The organism is Kribbella sp. NPDC023855 (assembly GCF_040639475.1).
GTDB lineage: Bacteria > Actinomycetota > Actinomycetes > Propionibacteriales > Kribbellaceae > Kribbella.
Genome location: NZ_JBFAAA010000002.1, coordinates 459,956 through 476,289 on the forward strand (window position 1 = coordinate 459,956; position 16,334 = coordinate 476,289).

The 16,334-nt window shown below is 66.7% G+C and carries 20 protein-coding genes, 1 tRNA gene and 1 other RNA gene; 7 read left to right on the forward strand and 15 right to left on the reverse strand.

The window, feature by feature from the left end; all coding sequences use genetic code 11:
• Positions 1-35 precede the first annotated feature (35 nt).
• Positions 36-458 (reverse strand): nuclear transport factor 2 family protein, encoded by a 423-nt coding sequence (locus AB0F51_RS07855; protein ID WP_360275724.1) that lies wholly within the window; start codon positions 456-458, stop codon positions 36-38.
• Positions 459-513: 55 nt separating this feature from the next.
• Positions 514-1,386: a glucose-1-phosphate thymidylyltransferase RfbA gene (gene rfbA / locus AB0F51_RS07860; RefSeq protein ID WP_360275727.1), complete on the reverse strand. Its 873-nt coding sequence runs from the start codon at positions 1,384-1,386 to the stop codon at positions 514-516.
• A gap of 162 nt (positions 1,387-1,548) precedes the next feature.
• Between rfbA and AB0F51_RS07865 the strand changes: the two genes are divergently transcribed.
• Positions 1,549-1,875: a MerR family DNA-binding transcriptional regulator gene (locus AB0F51_RS07865; protein WP_360277247.1), complete on the forward strand. Its 327-nt coding sequence runs from the start codon at positions 1,549-1,551 to the stop codon at positions 1,873-1,875.
• Positions 1,876-2,015: 140 nt separating this feature from the next.
• On the forward strand, positions 2,016-2,654 hold the full coding sequence (locus tag AB0F51_RS07870) for an SMI1/KNR4 family protein (protein WP_360275729.1): 639 nt from the start codon (positions 2,016-2,018) through the stop codon (positions 2,652-2,654).
• 79 nt (positions 2,655-2,733) lie between these two features.
• On the opposite strand, the gene AB0F51_RS07875 is transcribed toward AB0F51_RS07870, so the two are convergent.
• Entirely contained in the window at positions 2,734-4,359 is a 1,626-nt protein-coding gene (locus tag AB0F51_RS07875) for a long-chain fatty acid--CoA ligase (RefSeq protein ID WP_360275732.1), read from the reverse strand.
• A gap of 161 nt (positions 4,360-4,520) precedes the next feature.
• On the opposite strand from AB0F51_RS07875, the gene AB0F51_RS07880 reads away from it, so the two are divergent.
• Both AB0F51_RS07880 and AB0F51_RS07885 read left to right on the forward strand, forming a co-directional pair.
• Positions 4,521-4,985 carry a MarR family transcriptional regulator gene (locus tag AB0F51_RS07880; protein ID WP_360275735.1) on the forward strand — a complete coding sequence of 155 codons (465 nt, stop codon included), beginning with the start codon at positions 4,521-4,523 and terminating at the stop codon, positions 4,983-4,985.
• 6 nt (positions 4,986-4,991) lie between these two features.
• Positions 4,992-5,357: a hypothetical protein gene (locus AB0F51_RS07885; RefSeq protein ID WP_360275738.1), complete on the forward strand. Its 366-nt coding sequence runs from the start codon at positions 4,992-4,994 to the stop codon at positions 5,355-5,357.
• On the opposite strand, the gene AB0F51_RS07890 is transcribed toward AB0F51_RS07885, so the two are convergent.
• Both AB0F51_RS07890 and AB0F51_RS07895 read right to left on the reverse strand, forming a co-directional pair.
• Positions 5,354-5,590, reverse strand: a complete 237-nt coding sequence (locus AB0F51_RS07890) for a helix-turn-helix transcriptional regulator (protein ID WP_360275741.1) — start codon at positions 5,588-5,590, stop codon at positions 5,354-5,356. The genes AB0F51_RS07885 and AB0F51_RS07890 overlap by 4 nt on opposite strands.
• Before the next feature lie 151 nt (positions 5,591-5,741).
• Positions 5,742-6,914 carry an acyl-CoA dehydrogenase family protein gene (locus tag AB0F51_RS07895; protein ID WP_360275743.1) on the reverse strand — a complete coding sequence of 391 codons (1,173 nt, stop codon included), beginning with the start codon at positions 6,912-6,914 and terminating at the stop codon, positions 5,742-5,744.
• Positions 6,915-6,969: 55 nt separating this feature from the next.
• Here AB0F51_RS07895 and AB0F51_RS07900 point away from each other — a divergent pair, with 55 nt between their 5' ends.
• On the forward strand, positions 6,970-7,842 hold the full coding sequence (locus AB0F51_RS07900) for an alpha/beta hydrolase (protein ID WP_360275746.1): 873 nt from the start codon (positions 6,970-6,972) through the stop codon (positions 7,840-7,842).
• Between the two features lie 9 nt (positions 7,843-7,851).
• Here the strand turns inward: AB0F51_RS07900 and nadE are convergent, their stop codons facing one another.
• Entirely contained in the window at positions 7,852-8,667 is an 816-nt protein-coding gene (gene nadE, locus AB0F51_RS07905; protein WP_360275749.1) for an ammonia-dependent NAD(+) synthetase, read from the reverse strand.
• 77 nt (positions 8,668-8,744) lie between these two features.
• Positions 8,745-8,841: signal recognition particle sRNA small type (gene ffs, locus AB0F51_RS07910), an RNA gene on the reverse strand.
• Between the two features lie 88 nt (positions 8,842-8,929).
• Here ffs and AB0F51_RS07915 point away from each other — a divergent pair.
• A complete protein-coding gene (locus tag AB0F51_RS07915) occupies positions 8,930-9,766 on the forward strand; it encodes a TIGR03620 family F420-dependent LLM class oxidoreductase (protein ID WP_360275752.1) in 837 nt (278 codons plus the stop codon).
• Here AB0F51_RS07915 and AB0F51_RS07920 read toward each other — a convergent pair.
• Entirely contained in the window at positions 9,743-10,726 is a 984-nt protein-coding gene (locus AB0F51_RS07920; RefSeq protein ID WP_360275755.1) for a GNAT family N-acetyltransferase, read from the reverse strand. The two genes, AB0F51_RS07915 and AB0F51_RS07920, sit on opposite strands and share 24 nt — an antisense overlap.
• A complete protein-coding gene (locus tag AB0F51_RS07925; protein ID WP_360275758.1) occupies positions 10,723-11,355 on the reverse strand; it encodes a CatB-related O-acetyltransferase in 633 nt (210 codons plus the stop codon). The genes AB0F51_RS07920 and AB0F51_RS07925 overlap by 4 nt, the downstream gene beginning before the upstream one ends.
• Positions 11,356-11,433: 78 nt before the next feature.
• On the opposite strand from AB0F51_RS07925, the gene AB0F51_RS07930 reads away from it, so the two are divergent.
• Positions 11,434-11,521: transfer RNA gene (locus tag AB0F51_RS07930), tRNA-Ser, on the forward strand.
• Positions 11,522-11,664: 143 nt separating this feature from the next.
• Here AB0F51_RS07930 and AB0F51_RS07935 read toward each other — a convergent pair.
• The 6 genes from AB0F51_RS07935 to AB0F51_RS07960 are packed head-to-tail and all read right to left on the reverse strand — an operon-like array spanning position 11,665 to position 16,187.
• Positions 11,665-12,936 (reverse strand): site-specific integrase, encoded by a 1,272-nt coding sequence (locus AB0F51_RS07935; protein ID WP_360275760.1) that lies wholly within the window; start codon positions 12,934-12,936, stop codon positions 11,665-11,667.
• A gap of 13 nt (positions 12,937-12,949) precedes the next feature.
• Entirely contained in the window at positions 12,950-13,234 is a 285-nt protein-coding gene (locus AB0F51_RS07940; protein WP_360275762.1) for a helix-turn-helix domain-containing protein, read from the reverse strand.
• A complete protein-coding gene (locus tag AB0F51_RS07945) occupies positions 13,231-14,550 on the reverse strand; it encodes a DUF3631 domain-containing protein (protein WP_360275765.1) in 1,320 nt (439 codons plus the stop codon). The genes AB0F51_RS07940 and AB0F51_RS07945 overlap by 4 nt, the downstream gene beginning before the upstream one ends.
• On the reverse strand, positions 14,547-15,425 hold the full coding sequence (locus tag AB0F51_RS07950; RefSeq protein ID WP_360275767.1) for a bifunctional DNA primase/polymerase: 879 nt from the start codon (positions 15,423-15,425) through the stop codon (positions 14,547-14,549). The genes AB0F51_RS07945 and AB0F51_RS07950 overlap by 4 nt, the downstream gene beginning before the upstream one ends.
• 25 nt (positions 15,426-15,450) lie before the next feature.
• The gene (locus AB0F51_RS07955; RefSeq protein WP_360275770.1) at positions 15,451-15,891 is read right to left on the reverse strand and encodes an RRQRL motif-containing zinc-binding protein; all 441 of its coding nucleotides are present in this window, start codon (positions 15,889-15,891) and stop codon (positions 15,451-15,453) included.
• On the reverse strand, positions 15,888-16,187 hold the full coding sequence (locus tag AB0F51_RS07960; RefSeq protein WP_360277249.1) for a DNA cytosine methyltransferase: 300 nt from the start codon (positions 16,185-16,187) through the stop codon (positions 15,888-15,890). Before AB0F51_RS07960 ends, AB0F51_RS07955 begins: the two co-directional genes overlap by 4 nt.
• Positions 16,188-16,334 lie beyond the last annotated feature (147 nt).

Sequence of the window (16,334 nt, forward strand, 5' to 3'; positions counted from 1 at the left end):
CCCGGCTCCACCGGCCCCGGAACCGCGCAGTACGTTCAGTCGAACAGCCCCGAGACTGCAGCCGGATCCCAGTAGAACGTCTGGAACTCCGTCACCAGCCCGGCCCGGACCGAGTTCAGCTGCACCAGCGAAGTCTCCAGCTCACGCCCGGTCGCCCGCGCCGTGAACCGCACCCGCAACCGCGCGGCGACCTGATCCCCGTCGACGATCTGGCTGGTCTCGAGGAACTCGATCGACGACCAGGCCCGGCTGAAGATCGCTTGGAACTCCTCCAGGCCGGCGTGCCCGCGCCAACTCCCGCTGTACGGCAGCCCGGGCTGGACGGTGAGCAGTACGTCGGGATCCAGCACCGCTGCGACCGGCGCGAAGTCGGTTTTCCCGCGGCCGCCCGCGGCGACGTACTCGGTCTCGGCGGCGTAGAAGCGGTCGAGGATCGCCACAGTGGAGCTGTTCGTCATACTTCGAACGTATGGCGCGGCAGTCCCCGAAGCTGGCGGAATTCTGTCGTGAGGTTCAGCGGAGACCCTCCTCCAGGAGGCCGAGGAGGTATTCGCCGTAGCCGGACTTCGGGAGGGCGTCGGCGCAGCGCTGCAGGCCGGCGTCGTCGATGAAGCCGCGTCGCCAGGCGATCTCCTCCGGACAGCTGATCTTCTGGCCCTGCCGCGTCTCGACGGCGCGCACGAACTCGCCGGCCGCCATCAGCGCGTCGAAGGTCCCGGTGTCGAGCCACGCCGTACCGCGCGGCAGCACCTCGACCTGGAGCCGCTTGTCCTGCAGATAACTCGCATTGACCGCGGTGATCTCCAACTCACCCCGCGCCGACGGCCTGATCTCCTTGGCAACCTCGACGACATCGCTGGAATAGAAGTAAAGCCCCGGTACTGCGTACTTGCTCTTCGGCCGTTCCGGTTTCTCCTCGATACTCAACGCCCGCCCGTCGGCATCGAACTCGACCACCCCGTACGCCGAGGGGTCGGCCACCCGATACGCGAAGATGACCCCGCCGTCGACCTGGTTGAACCGTTGCAGGTGCAGACCGAGTCCCGGCCCGTAGAAGATGTTGTCGCCGAGAGCCAGCGCGATCGGCTCCGACCCGATGAACGACTCCCCGATCAGGAACGCCTGGGCAAGACCGTCGGGGCGCGACTGTTCGGCGTACGAGATCTCCATCCCGAACTGCGAACCGTCGCCGAGCAACCGCCGGAACTGCGCGGTGTCCTCGGGCCGGGTGATCACCAGGACCTCGCGGATGTTCGCCAGGATCAGCGTCGACAAGGGGTAGTAGATCATCGGCTTGTCGTACACCGGCAACAGTTGCTTGCTGGCACCCAAGGTCAACGGATGCAGCCGGGTCCCGTCCCCACCGGCCAGGATGATCCCGCGCATCCGGCCACGATACCGAGCGCACCCACCTCCCGCGGTACTACGAGGTGGCACCGGTGTAGCGCCGCACGCCGGTCCGCCACAGCAGCATGGTTCCCACCGTGAACGCAGCCCCGAGCAGGATCGCAGGGCACGGCCTTGCGGATCGGCTAGCTCGCGGACCTCCTGGACGTTCGCACCTCGGCACTGCGCTTCTGGGAACAGGAAGGCCTCATCACTCCCTCCCGCGAACGTGCCACCGGCTACCGCGCGTTCGACGTCGCCGCCCGCGACGCACACCTCGTGCGCCTCCTGCGAGAAGGAGACTTCCCGATGGCGATCATCCGCGCCGCGCTGGACGAAATGCACTCCTCACCCGCCGGCCGCCCCGAACGAGTCGGCGCCGAACTCAACCGCCGCATCTCCCAACTCCACCACCGCAGCCTGCGCCGCCTGCGAGCCGACGCCACCCTCATCACCTACCTGGACTGGCGCGAATCCCCCGCCCTGTAAGAGATCCAGACACTTGCCGCGTCGGAGAGCTCGGCCCGGATTAGACTGCGCGGCATGCTGGGTTCGACGAATGCGTTCGCGGTGAGCCGCTTGCCCGCAGTCCACCTCCCGACTGTCGCGAACCGGAGCTGATAGGACACATGTCCGTCGCCACGTCCTGGTCCCGGATCACCGGCTGGCTCGCCGTCCACCACCCGGCCACGGCCACCTTGGTCAACCCACCTGCCACGGCCGTCGATCTCCGCTACCTCGAAGCCGCGATCAATCGCCCGCTGCCGGCTGACCTGGTTGAGCTACTCGAGCTTGCCAACGGTACGCAGCATCGATCGGTCCGGGGTTCGCTGATCCCGACGCTCTACAACCTCGTCCCGGTAACGGACATGCTAAAAACGCGGCAGATGCTGCAGAAGATCCAGCGGCAGATCTTCGGCTCCGGCGCTCGGCCAGGCGAAAGCGACGCTGCGGGGCAGTCGTCGATGGACTGGCTGGACAGCTTTCTGCCGATTGCGGAAGCGGCTGATGCCGGGCTGCTGTACGTCGACTTGCGAGACGGTGACCAGCGCGGGTGTGTCTGGGAGTGGTACGCCGAAGGTGGGCCGGCGTCGGCGCCTTGGTGGAGCAGTGTCGGTGAAATGCTCGACGACGTCGCAGGTGCTCTCGTCGACGGGCGCCCGGCCCTCCAAAAGTACGCGAGTGGAGCAGTTTGGCCGGAGAAGCGGGCGCCGTACCTGCCGGAAGTGGATGACGACTACTTGCGCTGGTTCGCGGCACCCGACTGAGCACGCGAGCCGGAGCAGCCCCGCGGGGAGAGTGTTACCTGCCTCTCGGCGCGGTGGGCGCCGGGAGGTGGGCAGCGGGTTAGCTGAGGTGGTAGTTGGCGAAGCGGGTTCTTAGGTCTTTTTTGGAGAATTTGCCGACGCTGGTTTTGGGGACCTCTTCGATGAACTCGACTGCGTCGGGGAGCCACCACTTGGCTACCAGGGGCTCCAGGTAGGCGAGGATTTCCTCCGAGGTGACTGATGAACCTTCCTGCAGTACTACGCAGGCCAGCGGCCGTTCGTCCCACTTGGGGTGGGGCACGCCGATTACGGCGGCTTCCTTGATTGCGGGGTGGGCCATCAGCAGGTTCTCCAGTTCCACCGAGCTGATCCACTCGCCGCCGGACTTCACCAGGTCCTTGGTGCGGTCGACGAGGCGCACCGATCCGTACTGGTCGATCGCGGCAACGTCACCCGTCTTCATCCAGCCGTCTTCGGTGTTCAGCTGGACGCCGTCGTCAGGCCGGTAGTACTCCGCCGCGATCCACGGACCCCGGACCTGTAGCTCACCCGTCGCCTCGTCGTCCCATGGCAGCGGGGTGGTCGATCCGGGCTCGACGATTCGAACCTCGACACCCGGCAGTGGCAGCCCTTGCCGGGCGCGCAGTTTCGCCTGCTCCTCCTCGGGCAGGCCCTGGTCACGCAGCGGGACATGCGCCGCCGTAGCCACCGGGCTCGTCTCGGTCATCCCCCACGCCTGCAGGATCGGCTTGCCCAGCTTCTCCCGGAAAGCCTCGGACAACGCGAGCGGCACGGCCGAACCACCACATGGAATCCGGCGCAGCTTCGGCAGCTCCACCCCGTCCAGCAACGGCAACAGGCCTTGCCAGATCGTCGGGACGCCGGCCGTCAGCGTGACCTCCTGCTCCTGCAGGAGTTTGAGAATGCCCTGCGGTGACATGTCCGGCCCTGGGAAGACAAGGCTCGCCCCAGCCATCGGCGCCGCGTGCGCGAGACCCCAGGCGTTCGCGTGGAACATCGGCACCACTGGCATCACTGTGTCGGTCTCGTTCAACCCGAGCCCCGCGTTGGTGAGCACGCCGATCGAGTGCAGCCAGGTCGACCGGTGCGAGTACACGACGCCCTTCGGATTGCCAGTCGTCCCGCTCGTGTAACACATCGCGGCCGCCTGGTTCTCATCCTCGACGTGGAAGTCGACCGGCGAGGCGGCTGCGAGCAACTCCTCGTAGTCGTGGAAGCGCGCATCGTCCGGCACCTCGACGCCGGGAGCACCGGCCGGAAGATCGTCCATCACCACGACGTGCCGAACCAGTGGCAATCGGTCGAGCAATGGCAGGAACAGCCCGAGCAACGAGCGGTCGACGAAGATGACCTCGTCCTCGGCGTGGTTCGCGATGTAGATGACCTGCTCTGGGAAGAGCCGGATGTTGAGCGTGTGCAGGACTCGCCCGGTACACGGCGCCGCGAAGTACAGCTCGAGGTGGCGCCCCGAGTTCCACGCGAACGTCCCGACCCGGCCATCGGCGCTGATGCCCAACGTGTCGAGCACGCCGCCCAGCTGTCTGGTCCGTGCGGCCCATTCGGCGTACGTCGTCGTGGTGGGCGCTGGGCCGCCGGTATGGACGGTCTTGTCCGGGAAGAACTCCTCAGCCCGGCGGAAGATGGTGTCCAAGGACAGCTGGTAGTCCTGCATGAGTCCCTTCATGGCCCCACTGTGCCAGCACCGATGTCAGCTTGGCCATGACCGCACACCGACCCGCGACTGCACTCAGCAAGAACCCAAAGCCCCACTAACCAAATAGTTGACACGACATACATGTCGTGTAATCTATTGACCATGAAGACCAGCGACGCAAGCGTCAGCCCATGAAGGTCGCAGAGGAACTGCGCTACCTGATCCTGGCGATCCAGCGAGAAGGCAACCGGCTGCTGGCCGCCGAGCTCCGCCCGCTGGGAGTCACGCCGTCACAAGGCGAGGTACTGCGAGTACTCCGCGACCACGGCCCCCTAACCCTCAACGCACTCGGTGGATTGCTCGTCTGCGAGACAGGCAACAGCCCCAGCCGCCTAGTGGATCGCCTGGTCGCGCAGGGCCTGGTCCAGCGCGACACGGACCCCGAGGACCGCCGGTATCTCGCCCTGAGCCTCACCCCAGAAGGCAAAGCGCTCAGCAAGCGCGTCGCCACCGTCGAAGAGCACCTGCACGACACCATCGCTCAACTCGTCACCGGACAACCAGTGGCCGAGACCCTCACCACCCTGCGCGCACTCGCCGGCGGCTTCCCTGCAGGAGAAGCGCTAGCCCGCCGACGCGCCGCCGAGAAGGAGTGAATCCCCATGGAACAAGCAACTCTGCAGATCAGTGGTTCACCCGCCACCGCACTGCTAGCCCCACTGGACCTACCGTCCTGGAACGAGGCCTTCCTCAGCATTGAAGGCCCCAAGACACCAGTCGTCGGCCAGCGTTACCGCTTGCGCGTACGGCCCGGCCTGACCGGCTGGCTCGAGTACACAACGATCTCCCCCGACCGAATCGACATCACCTGGCAGGTCCCCGGCTTCCACGAAGACGGCGTCTGGCTGATCGACCAAGGCCTGGTCACCCACTCCTTCGAGCACAAAGGCGCACTGGCCGCCGTACTACGCTCCGCCTACCGCGGCATCGCCGCAGTACGGCTAGAGCGCCTGGCGGCTGTTTCCTAAACCTCGCTGTTGCGCAGATAGGTGAGCACGGCATGCACCCGACGATGCGTCGCCGACGACTCGTCGAGCGACAGCTTCTGGAAGATCGAGCGCAGGTGGCTCTCGACCGTACGGTCGGTGACGAAGAGCCGACCCGCGATAGCCGCGTTCGAGTGGCCCTCGGCAACCAGTCCGAGCACCTCCAGCTCCCTTGGCGACAAAGGTTCCAGCTCCGAACGCCGGGGACCAAGCAAGGCCGAGACGACGGCGGGGTTCTCCCGAGCCGCGTCCGCGCCGTCGTCACTACCTGGTCTACGCCGTCGGCTTCGGTCTGATCACGCTTGGCCACTGGCTCCGGAACCGCCGGCGCGCGCGGGCGGACGCAGTACTGCTGGACAGCTGAGGTCAGTTGAAGTGGGCGCCTGGTTTTCGGTAGCCGCGGAGTAGGTCGCGGGAGATGATCAGGCGCTGCATCTCGTCGGTGCCTTCGAAGATGCGCCACAGGCGTACCTCCCGGAACCAGCGCTCGACCGGCAACTCCTTGGTGTAGCCCATGCCGCCGTGGATCTGCAGCACGCGGTCGGCCACGCGGTTGACCGTGTTGGTGCCGTAGAGCTTGGCGATCGCGCTGTCGTGCTGCGGTGGGCGACCCTGGTCCACGGCCCACGCGGCGTACAGGACCAGCCAGCGGGCCGCCTCCAGTTCGACCTCGGAGTCGGCGATCATCCACTGGATTGCCTGGTTGTCACCGATCGGGCTGCCGAAGGTCTGCCGGGTGGTAGCGTGGTCGATCGCCAACTGGAGCAGGCGTTCGCAGGCACCGATACCCCGCGCCGGGATGATGAAGCGGCCCTTCATGATCCAGCGCATCGCGAGCTCGTAGCCTTGACCGATCTCGCCGAGGACATGATCGTGCGGCACCCGTACGTCGTCGAAGTTGAGGGTCGCCGGCATCGCCTGGCCCATCGTGATGATCGGGTCGGAGGTCCAGCCGCGATCCCGGTCGACGAGGAAGGCCGTGAAGCCGCCCTTCGAGCCCTTCTCCGCGTCGGTGACGGCGATGACGATCGCGAAATCGGCCTCGTTGCCGCCGGTGATGAAGGTCTTCTCGCCGCGGATCACCCACTCGTCCCCATCGCGCCGCGCGGTGGTCCGGATCGCCCGGGTGTCCGAGCCGGCACCCGGTTCGGTGATCGCGAAACACGACTTCCGCTCTCCGGAAATCGTCGGCAGCAGGTACTCCTTCCGCTGCTCCTCGCTGCTCTCGTAGAGGATGTTGTCGGCCTCGCCACCGAACGAGAACGGTACGAAGGTCCGCCCCAGCTCACTCGTGATGAGCGCCTGGTCGACCGCCGACAGGTCCATCCCGCCGTACTCCTCCGGCGTGCTCAACCCCCAGAACCCGAACGACTTCGCCTTCAGCCGGAGCGCCTTGAGCACCTCCGGCTCGACCCCCGGCAGGCCTTCGCGCTCCCGCTTGAGCACCTCGTTCTCCAGCGGCATCAGTTCCTTGCGGACGAACTCGCGCGTCGTCTCGCGAATCGCGCGCTGTTCCTCACTGAGCGAGAAGTCGACCATCAGCCCTCCAGCGATAGACCGTCCCTCCACCGTAGGCCCAACTACGCTGCCCCACATGTTGATGGAGATTCGCGGCACCCGCCTGTACGTCGACCAGCGTGGTCCCGCGCACGCTCCGGCTCTCCTCTACCTCCACGGCGGCCCCGGCTCGGGCACCTACGACTTCCTGGCATTCCAGGGCGACGCACTGGCGAAGCAAGTGCGACTGATCGCCGTCGACCAGCGCGGCGTACAGCACTCCGATCCGCTGGCAGGTCCGGTCACCGAGCACGACCTCATCGCGGACTACGAGGCGGTGCGAGAAGCACTGCGCATCGACAGCTGGACGATCCTCGGTCACTCGTACGGCGGCCGGCTGGCACTCCGGTACGCCGTGACGCACCCCGGCACGGTCGACCGGGTGATCTTCGAGAACCCGGCCTGGGACATGGAGCTCGTCACCCGAACCCTCCTGGTGGCAGGCCGACCCCTACTCCGCGAACTCGGACTGGACGAAGGCATCGAGGACCTGCTGGCGGACAACGGCCCGGCGACCACCGACATGTGGACCGCCCGGATCGGCATGCTGGCGCGCCTCGGCGACCGCCGGATGGAGCTCTATCTCGGCCCGGCCTCGCGAGAGCTGAAGCTGCCGGCCGACGAACTGCCCGACGAGATCCAGAGCCGCGCAGGCCGTTTTGCGGAAACCATTGTCCGTACTCCGGAATTCGTCGAGTCGCTCCTGCCCCTGCTCGCCGAACTGCCCCAGCCCGCGCTGCTGATCAAGGGCGAGCACGACCCGGTGACCAGCCCGACGGAGATCGGCCGGTTCCAGTTGGATGTTGCTGACGGCACCTATCGACCGTTCGAGGGTGCCGGCCATTTCGTGCATGCCGAGGCGGCCGGCGAGTACACGCGACTGGTGACGGAGTTCGCTCTCAGGGCGTAGTACCGGTGGTCAGGGGGCGATCGGGACGGCGCGCTTGTGGATGGTGCGGCGGTGGTAGGAGATGATCGTCTCGGCGGCCTTGTCGCTGACCTGCTTGCCTTCGAGGAAGTCGTCGATCTCGTCGTAGGTCACGCCCAGGACCACCTCGTCCGGGACGCCCGGGTTGCCACTCTCCAGGTCGGCCGTCGGCACCTTCCCGGTGATCACGTCGGACGCGCCGAGCTGCGAGCCCACCGCGCGCACCCGCCGCTTGGTCAGCCCCGCGAGCGGAGTCAGGTCGCAGGCGCCATCGCCGTACTTCGTGAAGAACCCCATCACCGCCTCGGCCGCGTGATCCGTCCCAATGACCAGCCCGCCGCGCGCACCGGCGACCGCGTACTGCGCGATCATCCGCTGCCGGGCCTTCACGTTGCCGGCGTGGAAGTCAGCGCGCTCGCCGAGCTCGTGCTTGACCGCTTCGACCATCGCGTCCGTGGCCGGCTTCACGTCGACCGTGAGCGTCTCGTCAGGGCGAATGAACTCGAGTGCCCGCTGCGCATCGTCCTCGTCAGCCTGTACGCCGTACGGGAGCCGCATCGCGATGAACGTCGCGTTGCCACCAGCCGCGCGGACCCGCTCGACGGCCAGCTGGCAGAGGCGTCCCGCAGTACTGGAGTCGACGCCGCCGGAGATGCCGAGCACGTACGCCGTGGCGCCCGAGAGGCGGAGGCGGTCGGCCAGGAAGCTGATCCGGCGCTCGATCTCGAGCTCCGCATCGAAGGACGGCGACACTCCGAGCTCGTCGATGATCAGTTCCTGCAGGTACCGGCGGTCGAGCTCGCTCATCGGACTCCCTCGTAGGCGTGATCGTCGATCCCAAGCCTATTTCGCACCGCCGAGCGGTCTGCCGAAGGGGGTCCGGACATGAGGATTCCCCGCGCACCCGGAAGAGCTCACTTACCCTTGCTGCCTTCCGGCCCTGGGGGAGTTGGGCGAGATACCGCCACGCGGGGAACCGTCCGAAAGCATACGCGATCACCCCCCGACCCTCCGAATCCGCCCCCACGACTGGTGGAATGCCGGCGGGCTGCCGCGGGTTGGCACCGTTATGACGAGCCTTGACTTCGGTGCTTTCGGGATCACGACCGGGCTGGACGGCAGCCCCCACTCGCTCGAGGCGGCGGCCGCCGCGGAGGAGGCGGGCTACCCGGCCATCTGGCTGTCCGGCGGCCCGCTGCCCGGCCTGCCGACCATCACCGACCTCATCGACGCGACCTCGACGATCAGGTTCGTCACCGGCATCCTCGCGGTCGACACATACTCCGCCGCGGAGGTGACTTCCGCGTACGCCGACCTGGCGGCGACCGCACCCGGCCGATTCACCGTCGGCCTCGGCGGCGCCCACGGCCCCCACCCGATCGCCACCCTCAACGCCTTCCTCGACCAACTCGACGACACCGCAGGACAGCCCGGCGTACCGGTTGAGCATCGGCTGTTGGCGGCGCTCGGGCCGCGGATGCTGGAGCTCGCCCGCGATCGCACCTCTGGCGCGTACCCGTTCCTCATCACACCGAAGTACACCGCCGAGGCGCGCCAGATCCTCGGCCCGGACAAGCTGCTCGCCGTCTCCCACCTGGTCGTCCTCGAGACCGACCCGGAGCGGGCTCGCGCCATCGCCCGGGACACCATCAGCTTCTTCCCGAAGCTCCCCGGCTATGCCGCATCGCTCAAGCGCCAAGGTTTCACCGACGCCGACCTGGCTGACCTCCCCGACCACCTGATCGACTCCCTGGCCGCCTGGGGTACCCCGACCCAGATCGCCGACAAGCTCCACCAGCACCACACCGCCGGCGCCGACCACGTCGCCATCAACGTCATCACCGGCGTGACCGGCCCGCAGCCGATCGCACAGTGGCAGGCGCTAGCCCCCGCGTTGCTTTCGTAGCAACACCGGGATCCAGTGATCGCCGTACCGAGCCTGGAGGTCCTCACGCCTCCAGTCCTCCCCGGTGACCTTCCCGCGACACAACACTGAGCCGCACCGACAGGCCATCTCGAAATCCACGCCGGTACTGGTCCCGTAGTCGCTGGTGACCTCTTCACCTCCACCGATGTCGCGCCGCGCCCGCAGCGTGACCGCATCGGTCCACCACATGTTGGGATCACAACTATGGTTGCCATAAGCAATCACAGGCCGTGGATCACTGGGCAGCACAAGGTGTTCGTCATCATCCAGCGTGATCGAGTCCACCGGCGGACGCATCAGAAGTTCCCGCAATTGCGCGGTCGCAACCTTGCGCCCCGCCAACACCGCAACGACTTCACCTTCGAAGATAGGCTCGCGCGCGAAGAGTCCTTGCCCCGCGATCTTCGACGCCTTCACCTGCAAATGCGGATGTGCCCACCCCAACCGCTTCTCATAGAGCCGCGCAACGCTCTCCACTTTGTCGTACTTATATGGCTTGACCTCGCCCGTAGCCTCAAACCCCTGCCGCACCCAAAACCCCTGTGCCTGCTGGGCATTCGTGTCCACCACGGCCAGCCTCAGCGTCCGCACCTCCGGCCATTCCCGCTCGACGTACCGCTGCATTTCCCGGTACGCCGCTGCGCCTGCACCTCGGCCTTGCTGCTCACCGTGGACTTGCAGCAGGCCGATAAAAGCCGTGTGTTCATTGGGATATCCGCGCAACAGATCGACCACCGCGACGAGCTGTTCGCCATCACAGAACCCGAGAACCTTCTTCGATTCCTCCGGTAGCCCCTCCGGCCGCATCATCAAGAGACTCTGCGCATCGGCTGGACCCGGCGGATGGCCGGTGATCCGCTCGGTATAACCCGGGTCCGACTCGATCAGTTCCTGCAGCGCATCGAGATCAGCCGGCGCGATTTCCCGCAGTACAGTCACTGAGCCTTCTCCAGCTCGTCGATGCTGCCGGCCATGATCGCCGGAACATGCCTGGTCACCTTGTCCACCGGCCAGTCCCACCAGGCGATCGCGAGCAGCCGCGCGATGTCCTCGTCAGGGAACCGCTTCCGGATCAGTTTCGCGGGATTCCCACCGACGATCCCGTACTCCGGTACGTCGTCGACCACCACCGCCTTCGACGCGATGATCGCCCCGTCGCCGATCCGGATACCCGGCATGACGGTCGCGCCGTACCCGATCCACACGTCGTTCCCCACGACCGTGTCACCCCGCCCCGGCAACCCGGTGATCAGCCCGAAGTGCTCGGCCCACGGCCCACCCATGATCGGGAACGGAAACGTGGACGGCCCGTCCATCCGGTGGTTGGCCCCGTTCATCACGAACGTCGCCCCCTCGGCGAGGGCGCAGTACTTCCCGATTCGGAGCAGCTCCGGCCCGTAGTGGTAAAGCACGTTCTTCTCCAGGAACCGCTCGGGCTCGACCGGGTCGTCGTAGTACGAGTAGTCCCCCACCTGCACCAACGGCGAGTCCACCACCGCCTTGAGCAGGACCACCCGCTCAACCCCCGCCATCGGATGCACAACCCCCGGATCAGGCGCAATCTCCATCCCCCAACCCTAGGACCCCCACCCCCGCGCGACCCCCGATTTTCCTCCCCACCCCGACCTCGCGTATCCTCTCGCCTTGGAGGATTCGCCTAGAGGCCTAGGGCGCACGCTTGGAAAGCGTGTTGGGGGCAACCCCTCACGAGTTCGAATCTCGTATCCTCCGCCACTCTCCGAGAGGCCGATTGACCTGTGTTTCCGCAGGTCAGAGCGCAATACGGGCACTCGCAGAGGACGAACACACTGAGGGGCGGTTCCCAGTCTGGGAACCGCCCCTCAGTCATTCCGTCTCAGTTTCCGTCTCAGTTGTCCCTACGCCGTGGCCAGGACTCCCGCCGCACCGTCGTCCGGGTCTTCGTCCTCCGGCCGGACCTCGTCATCAGCAGTCGCCCACAGCAGCCCGCCGACTCGCTTGGCGATGTCGCGCCGAATGGGATCGGTCATGTGCTGGTAGCGGGCAGCCATAGCCGTCGAGGACCAACCCATGATCCCCATCGCCGCGCGCTCAGTTACGCCCAGGGCGAGGAGCATGGTCGCCGCCGTGTGCCGCGCATCATGAAGGCGCATATCTCTGACCTCAGCTCGCTTAAGCAGCGCCTTCCACTCGTGATAGTCAGTGTTGGGATTCAAAGGCTCGCCCGTTGGCGAGGCGAAAACCCAGCCTCCTTCGTTCCACATCTGCCGAGCTATCCGCCGCGCCTTGTCCTGCTCCGCGCGATGCTGGCGCAGGATCTCGACTAGCTCGTCCGGCAGGCCGATCGTGCGCTTGCCGGCGCGACTCTTGGTCTCACCGATGATCGGATTGACCTGCACTCGCTCAGGGCAATAGCCCGCGTCAGGCCGACCACATTTCCCGCCGCATCGGTGTTCGTAAATGGGACGTAGGCGAGTCCATCTCACACGCAGCTCGTGAGCCTCCAGATTGACGTCGGCCCACCGCAAGGCGAGCGCTTCACCCTGACGCAGACCGAGTGACAGAGCAACAGCCCACCGCGCGCCGTTAGGTCGCTTACCTGCCTCCGTCATGATGCGCTGCGACTCCTCGACCGAGAACGGCTCCACATCCTCATCGGTGATCCGTGGCGGCTTTGCGATTGCTGCGGGGTTTGCTTTGAGATGCCCGCGCCTGAGCGCCTCTCCCAACGCGACCCTGACGGTTCGGTGCACCTGATGTGCGGTCGCGGGCTTGCTGCCGTTCGCCGTCATGCGCCGGTAGAACTTCTCCAGGTGCTCCGGTTCAAGCTTCTGGAGCTTGTGAGCACCGAGGCCCGGGATCAGATGCGTGTGGATCGCCACCCTGTAAGCGGAATAGCTCGTGTGCCGAAGGTGCGGCCGCGCGATGTTTTCGAGCCAATGCGTCAGCCACTCTTCAAGAGTCCATTTCTTGCCCGGCTTCGTGACGATTCCCTCGTCTCGCTCCTTCTCCAGTTCCTTGACTCGGGCAACAACCGCCGCCTTGCTCTTGCGCTCGATATGCCGCCTGTCCGGCGTCCCGTCGTCCTTGACTCCCATCGTCACGCGGCCATGCCAGTAGCCGTCAGCGCTCTGATAGATACTCGATCGACCGTTGGGGTTTCGCTTCATTTGAGAGGTCTCCTTAAGCAGCGCTGGCGTTTGCGCGGGTCAGTTCCAAGAGGCGCTTTACGTAGTCGTCCAGGCACTCGACCGGGACACGACGCAAACGGCCAACCGGCACGGACTCGATCTCGCCGGACATCACGAGCCCGTAGCAGGTCGTTCGCCCAATTCCGAGTCGCTTGGCGGCTTCCTCGACCGTGAGCAGCAACTTGTTAGCCACAATCGCTTCTGTCGTTGACATTCGCTCTGAACTCCCCTGCTCCGTGCTGAATGTGCGGCGGGTAGTGCGATCGAGCGCCGTCATGCGCTCGCCCTGGAGTGAGTCGGCGTGCCGGCATCGTCGGCAAGGGTCGGAACGGCTCTGGGTCCCCAAGCCGTACCAGCCGTACCAGCCTCGTTTTCGCAGGTCAGGGTCAAGGAGGCTTGGTTCGTTGGTACGGCTTGAGCCGTACCAGTGGGGGAAGCCTCCTCGGGGCTGACCTGGGAAGTTACGGCTGGTACGGCTGGTACGGCTTCCCCACCGGAGGCTTTCGGCTCGGGGCAGTACCTGTTCCATGCGTCGGTGAAATCGTTGCGGTGGTAGCCCTTGGCTTGGCCGGTGGGGAACCTGATCGTGTCGCTGCGGATCTCGAAATCGCGGAGCAGGTTGCCCATCTTCATCGGGGTCAGCCCGTTCGGTCCGTGGGTTGCCCACGGCGCTTCCGGGTCGGCCTTGAGCCGGTCGAGCAGTACGGCCGTGGGCAGCGCGTCGGCGTCTTGGAAGGCGATGCGACAGTCAGTGAGGAGCCGGGTGTGCAGTGACGTTTCGTCGCCCGCGTCGCGGTCGCTGGTGAGCGCTACAGCGGCTTTACGGGCGGCGCGTGGCCAGTTGCCGCCGGCGAGGTCTGCAACGGCTATCAGCGGCTCCCAGGTGTCGGCGGCGCGGTCTTCCAAGGGCATGTCCGGTGCGGCGGCGGTGAGCACGTCCAGGTGCGCGGTCAGCCACTCATTGAGCCGTTGCCGCAGCTCGCCTAGCTGCGGACCATCGCGACGGATCCGGTAGGGCTCGACCTGCTCACCTGGGGCGCGGCGACGCATGCGGATGATCGCCGCTCGGTCCTCAATGGTGTCCGGCATGACGCCGATGCCCGCAAGCGCGGCCATGGCGAACGTCTGAATGTCCTCTACGTCGTCCTTGCCTGCGTTGTAACGCAAGGTCGGGCGGTTGCGTTGGTGTCCGGCGTTGAGCAGTCCGCGTAGGTCTTCGTTGTCGCCTGCCTTGGCGCCAAAGATCGTGTCGGCCTCATCGATCAGCAGCGTCGGTGGATCGGACGGCCGTTTGCCGATGGATCGGTAGACCGCTGACGGGCTGGCGTTGGTGGTCATCAGCGGCCGGTGACACATGCCCTCGACCATGTCCAGCAGCCGCGACTTCCCGCACCGCTTCTCAGGCGCCCGGATCACCAACCGGGGCGCACAGTTCCACGCCGGAACGGCATGCGTGGCAGCGATCCACAACACCACGGCGACCATTGCCGATGTGCTGGGCAAGATGACGTAGCGCGCGACTGTGGCCCGGACGGCGTCCAGCAGCTCGGCGCCGTCAATGGCGTCGCCCTGGTCGTGGTCGTGCTCGGTCATGCGGCGATCCCTTCGTCACGGAAACCGCCGGCGATGGCGGCTCTGATGTCCCGGTCGGTTTGGGCGGCTTGGTGTCCCACGTAGGTCAGTGCGGTGACGGCGGCGGCTTGGTCGATGACTCCGGCCGCGACCATCCGCGCAACACCACGTGCGGCGCCGTACAAGGTGGTGCGGCGCCGGCCTTTGGGGGCGTGCCGTACGGCGTCCAGGTGGGCGTCTAGGAGCTTGTCCGGGTGGGAGATGCCCCCGCCTGGTTGTGTCGTGGCTGGGCTGGTTGGCGGGGTGGACGATTCGGCCGGCACAGGTGGCAAGCACGCAGCGATCAGAGGGCGGGGCATCTCCTCCACCGCTGTAGCCGCGCCGTCTCCCCACGCGTACGGGCGCCCGGTGCGGTGATGCACAGACGGCGGAAGGACCACGTAGCCCCCATCGGCCTTGATATCGATCCCCGCGAGGCCCGGCATCGGCCGCGACGGCATGTGCTGGCCGGGGTGGCGGTAGTACAGGTGCAGTCCCCACGACCCGGTGCGGACCCACAGCGTGCGCGGCACCAGTCGCCGGAACTGGAGGTCGAGCAGGCTGGTCCTTCCGCCGTGGGCCGGGTCAACGTCGACCACCAGGAGCCCGGACACCGCACCAGTGCGTACGGCGAGCTGGCCGCGCGGGACAGCAGCGACCATTGCGGCGACGCGGGCCGGGTCGGTGGTGGCGGCGTAGAAGCCGTGGCAGGTCAGGTGTCCGCAGATTGCGGGGTCGTGGTCGGTGGCGGTGCGGCAGTCGTGGCAGTTGGCTACAGGCCGCTTGGACCGGCCGAGCATGAATACCGGCCAGCCACGGCCGGCGGCGGCGAGTGCGGGTGTCAGGATCTCGTTCATCGGTGGGTTCTCCCCTCGAGTGGGTTCAGGCGGCGTAGGTGTTGGGGGTGGTGTTGCGGTAGTCGCCGGTCATGCACTCGACACAGCGCCCATCACTGGTCGGGATGCAGTAGTCGGCTACCTGCCCGCACAGGCGGCAGCGGCGGCGGGCTTCCATGGCCTTGTCGAGCGCGTTGAGCTGGGCCGGTGACGGCACCCGCGACGGGCGGGCGAGGTCGAGCCGGTAGAGCCAGGCCCAGCGCTGCCCGTTGCGCCACACCAGCAGGGCATAGGGTTCCTGTCCGCCCGGACACATGCGCATGGCGCGGAGCTGGCGGCGGGTCGCGAGCCCTGCGGGTGCCCACTTGAACTTGAACACCGGTGTGCCGTGGTGGTCCCAGCCGAGGGCCTGTTTGCCGTTCCACAGCTCGACCCAGCGCGCCCGTGCCGGGTGCAGGCTCGCCTTGTCCATCAGCCGCCCGGTCATGCCGCTGCCCCGATTGGATCGACGGACACGATCCGGCGGGCCACCCACTCGAACACCGGCACCGGAACGGAGTTGCCGAGCTGGGCGTAGCGGTCCCGATCGGACTGCGGGACGCCGTGGGATGTGGTGGTCCAACGGTCCGGGAACCCCTGCAGCCGTTCGCATTCCAGCGGGGTGAGGCGGCGCGGGCCGGTGTCGGGCTGGACGACGTAGGTCACCATCGACGGGTCCTGTTTGTCGTTGCCGCCGTGGCTCACGAGCGAGTAGGCAGCCGCCGGCGCCCAATGCCCGCTCATGCTGCTGCTTCGATCGGCTCGCTGGCTGCGGTCTGCTCCAACGCCTGCCGTAGCGGTGGTGGGAGGTTGCGGCGTCGCCGTGCGGTGCGGGTGAGCATTCCCCGGCACACGGTCGGGTTCAAGGAGTACTTGGACAGGTGCGGTCCG

What these genes read in the sequence shown, in the direction of transcription:
- AB0F51_RS07885 (WP_360275738.1), top strand. Translation starts at nt 4,992, where the DNA reads ATGGAACAAGCAACTCTGCAGATCAGTGGTTCACCCGCCACCGCACTG.
- AB0F51_RS07960 (WP_360277249.1), bottom strand. Translation starts at nt 16,187, where the DNA reads ATGAGCGGGCATTGGGCGCCGGCGGCTGCCTACTCGCTCGTGAGCCAC.
- rfbA (WP_360275727.1), bottom strand. Translation starts at nt 1,386, where the DNA reads ATGCGCGGGATCATCCTGGCCGGTGGGGACGGGACCCGGCTGCATCCG.
- AB0F51_RS07900 (WP_360275746.1), top strand. Translation starts at nt 6,970, where the DNA reads ATGTTGATGGAGATTCGCGGCACCCGCCTGTACGTCGACCAGCGTGGT.
- AB0F51_RS07915 (WP_360275752.1), top strand. Translation starts at nt 8,930, where the DNA reads ATGACGAGCCTTGACTTCGGTGCTTTCGGGATCACGACCGGGCTGGAC.
- AB0F51_RS07880 (WP_360275735.1), top strand. Translation starts at nt 4,521, where the DNA reads ATGAAGGTCGCAGAGGAACTGCGCTACCTGATCCTGGCGATCCAGCGA.
- AB0F51_RS07940 (WP_360275762.1), bottom strand. Translation starts at nt 13,234, where the DNA reads ATGACGGCGCTCGATCGCACTACCCGCCGCACATTCAGCACGGAGCAG.
- AB0F51_RS07950 (WP_360275767.1), bottom strand. Translation starts at nt 15,425, where the DNA reads ATGAACGAGATCCTGACACCCGCACTCGCCGCCGCCGGCCGTGGCTGG.
- AB0F51_RS07895 (WP_360275743.1), bottom strand. Translation starts at nt 6,914, where the DNA reads ATGGTCGACTTCTCGCTCAGTGAGGAACAGCGCGCGATTCGCGAGACG.
- AB0F51_RS07955 (WP_360275770.1), bottom strand. Translation starts at nt 15,891, where the DNA reads ATGACCGGGCGGCTGATGGACAAGGCGAGCCTGCACCCGGCACGGGCG.
- AB0F51_RS07945 (WP_360275765.1), bottom strand. Translation starts at nt 14,550, where the DNA reads ATGACCGAGCACGACCACGACCAGGGCGACGCCATTGACGGCGCCGAG.
- AB0F51_RS07870 (WP_360275729.1), top strand. Translation starts at nt 2,016, where the DNA reads ATGTCCGTCGCCACGTCCTGGTCCCGGATCACCGGCTGGCTCGCCGTC.
- AB0F51_RS07935 (WP_360275760.1), bottom strand. Translation starts at nt 12,936, where the DNA reads ATGAAGCGAAACCCCAACGGTCGATCGAGTATCTATCAGAGCGCTGAC.
- AB0F51_RS07925 (WP_360275758.1), bottom strand. Translation starts at nt 11,355, where the DNA reads ATGGAGATTGCGCCTGATCCGGGGGTTGTGCATCCGATGGCGGGGGTT.
- AB0F51_RS07875 (WP_360275732.1), bottom strand. Translation starts at nt 4,359, where the DNA reads ATGAAGGGACTCATGCAGGACTACCAGCTGTCCTTGGACACCATCTTC.
- AB0F51_RS07855 (WP_360275724.1), bottom strand. Translation starts at nt 458, where the DNA reads ATGACGAACAGCTCCACTGTGGCGATCCTCGACCGCTTCTACGCCGCC.
- nadE (WP_360275749.1), bottom strand. Translation starts at nt 8,667, where the DNA reads ATGAGCGAGCTCGACCGCCGGTACCTGCAGGAACTGATCATCGACGAG.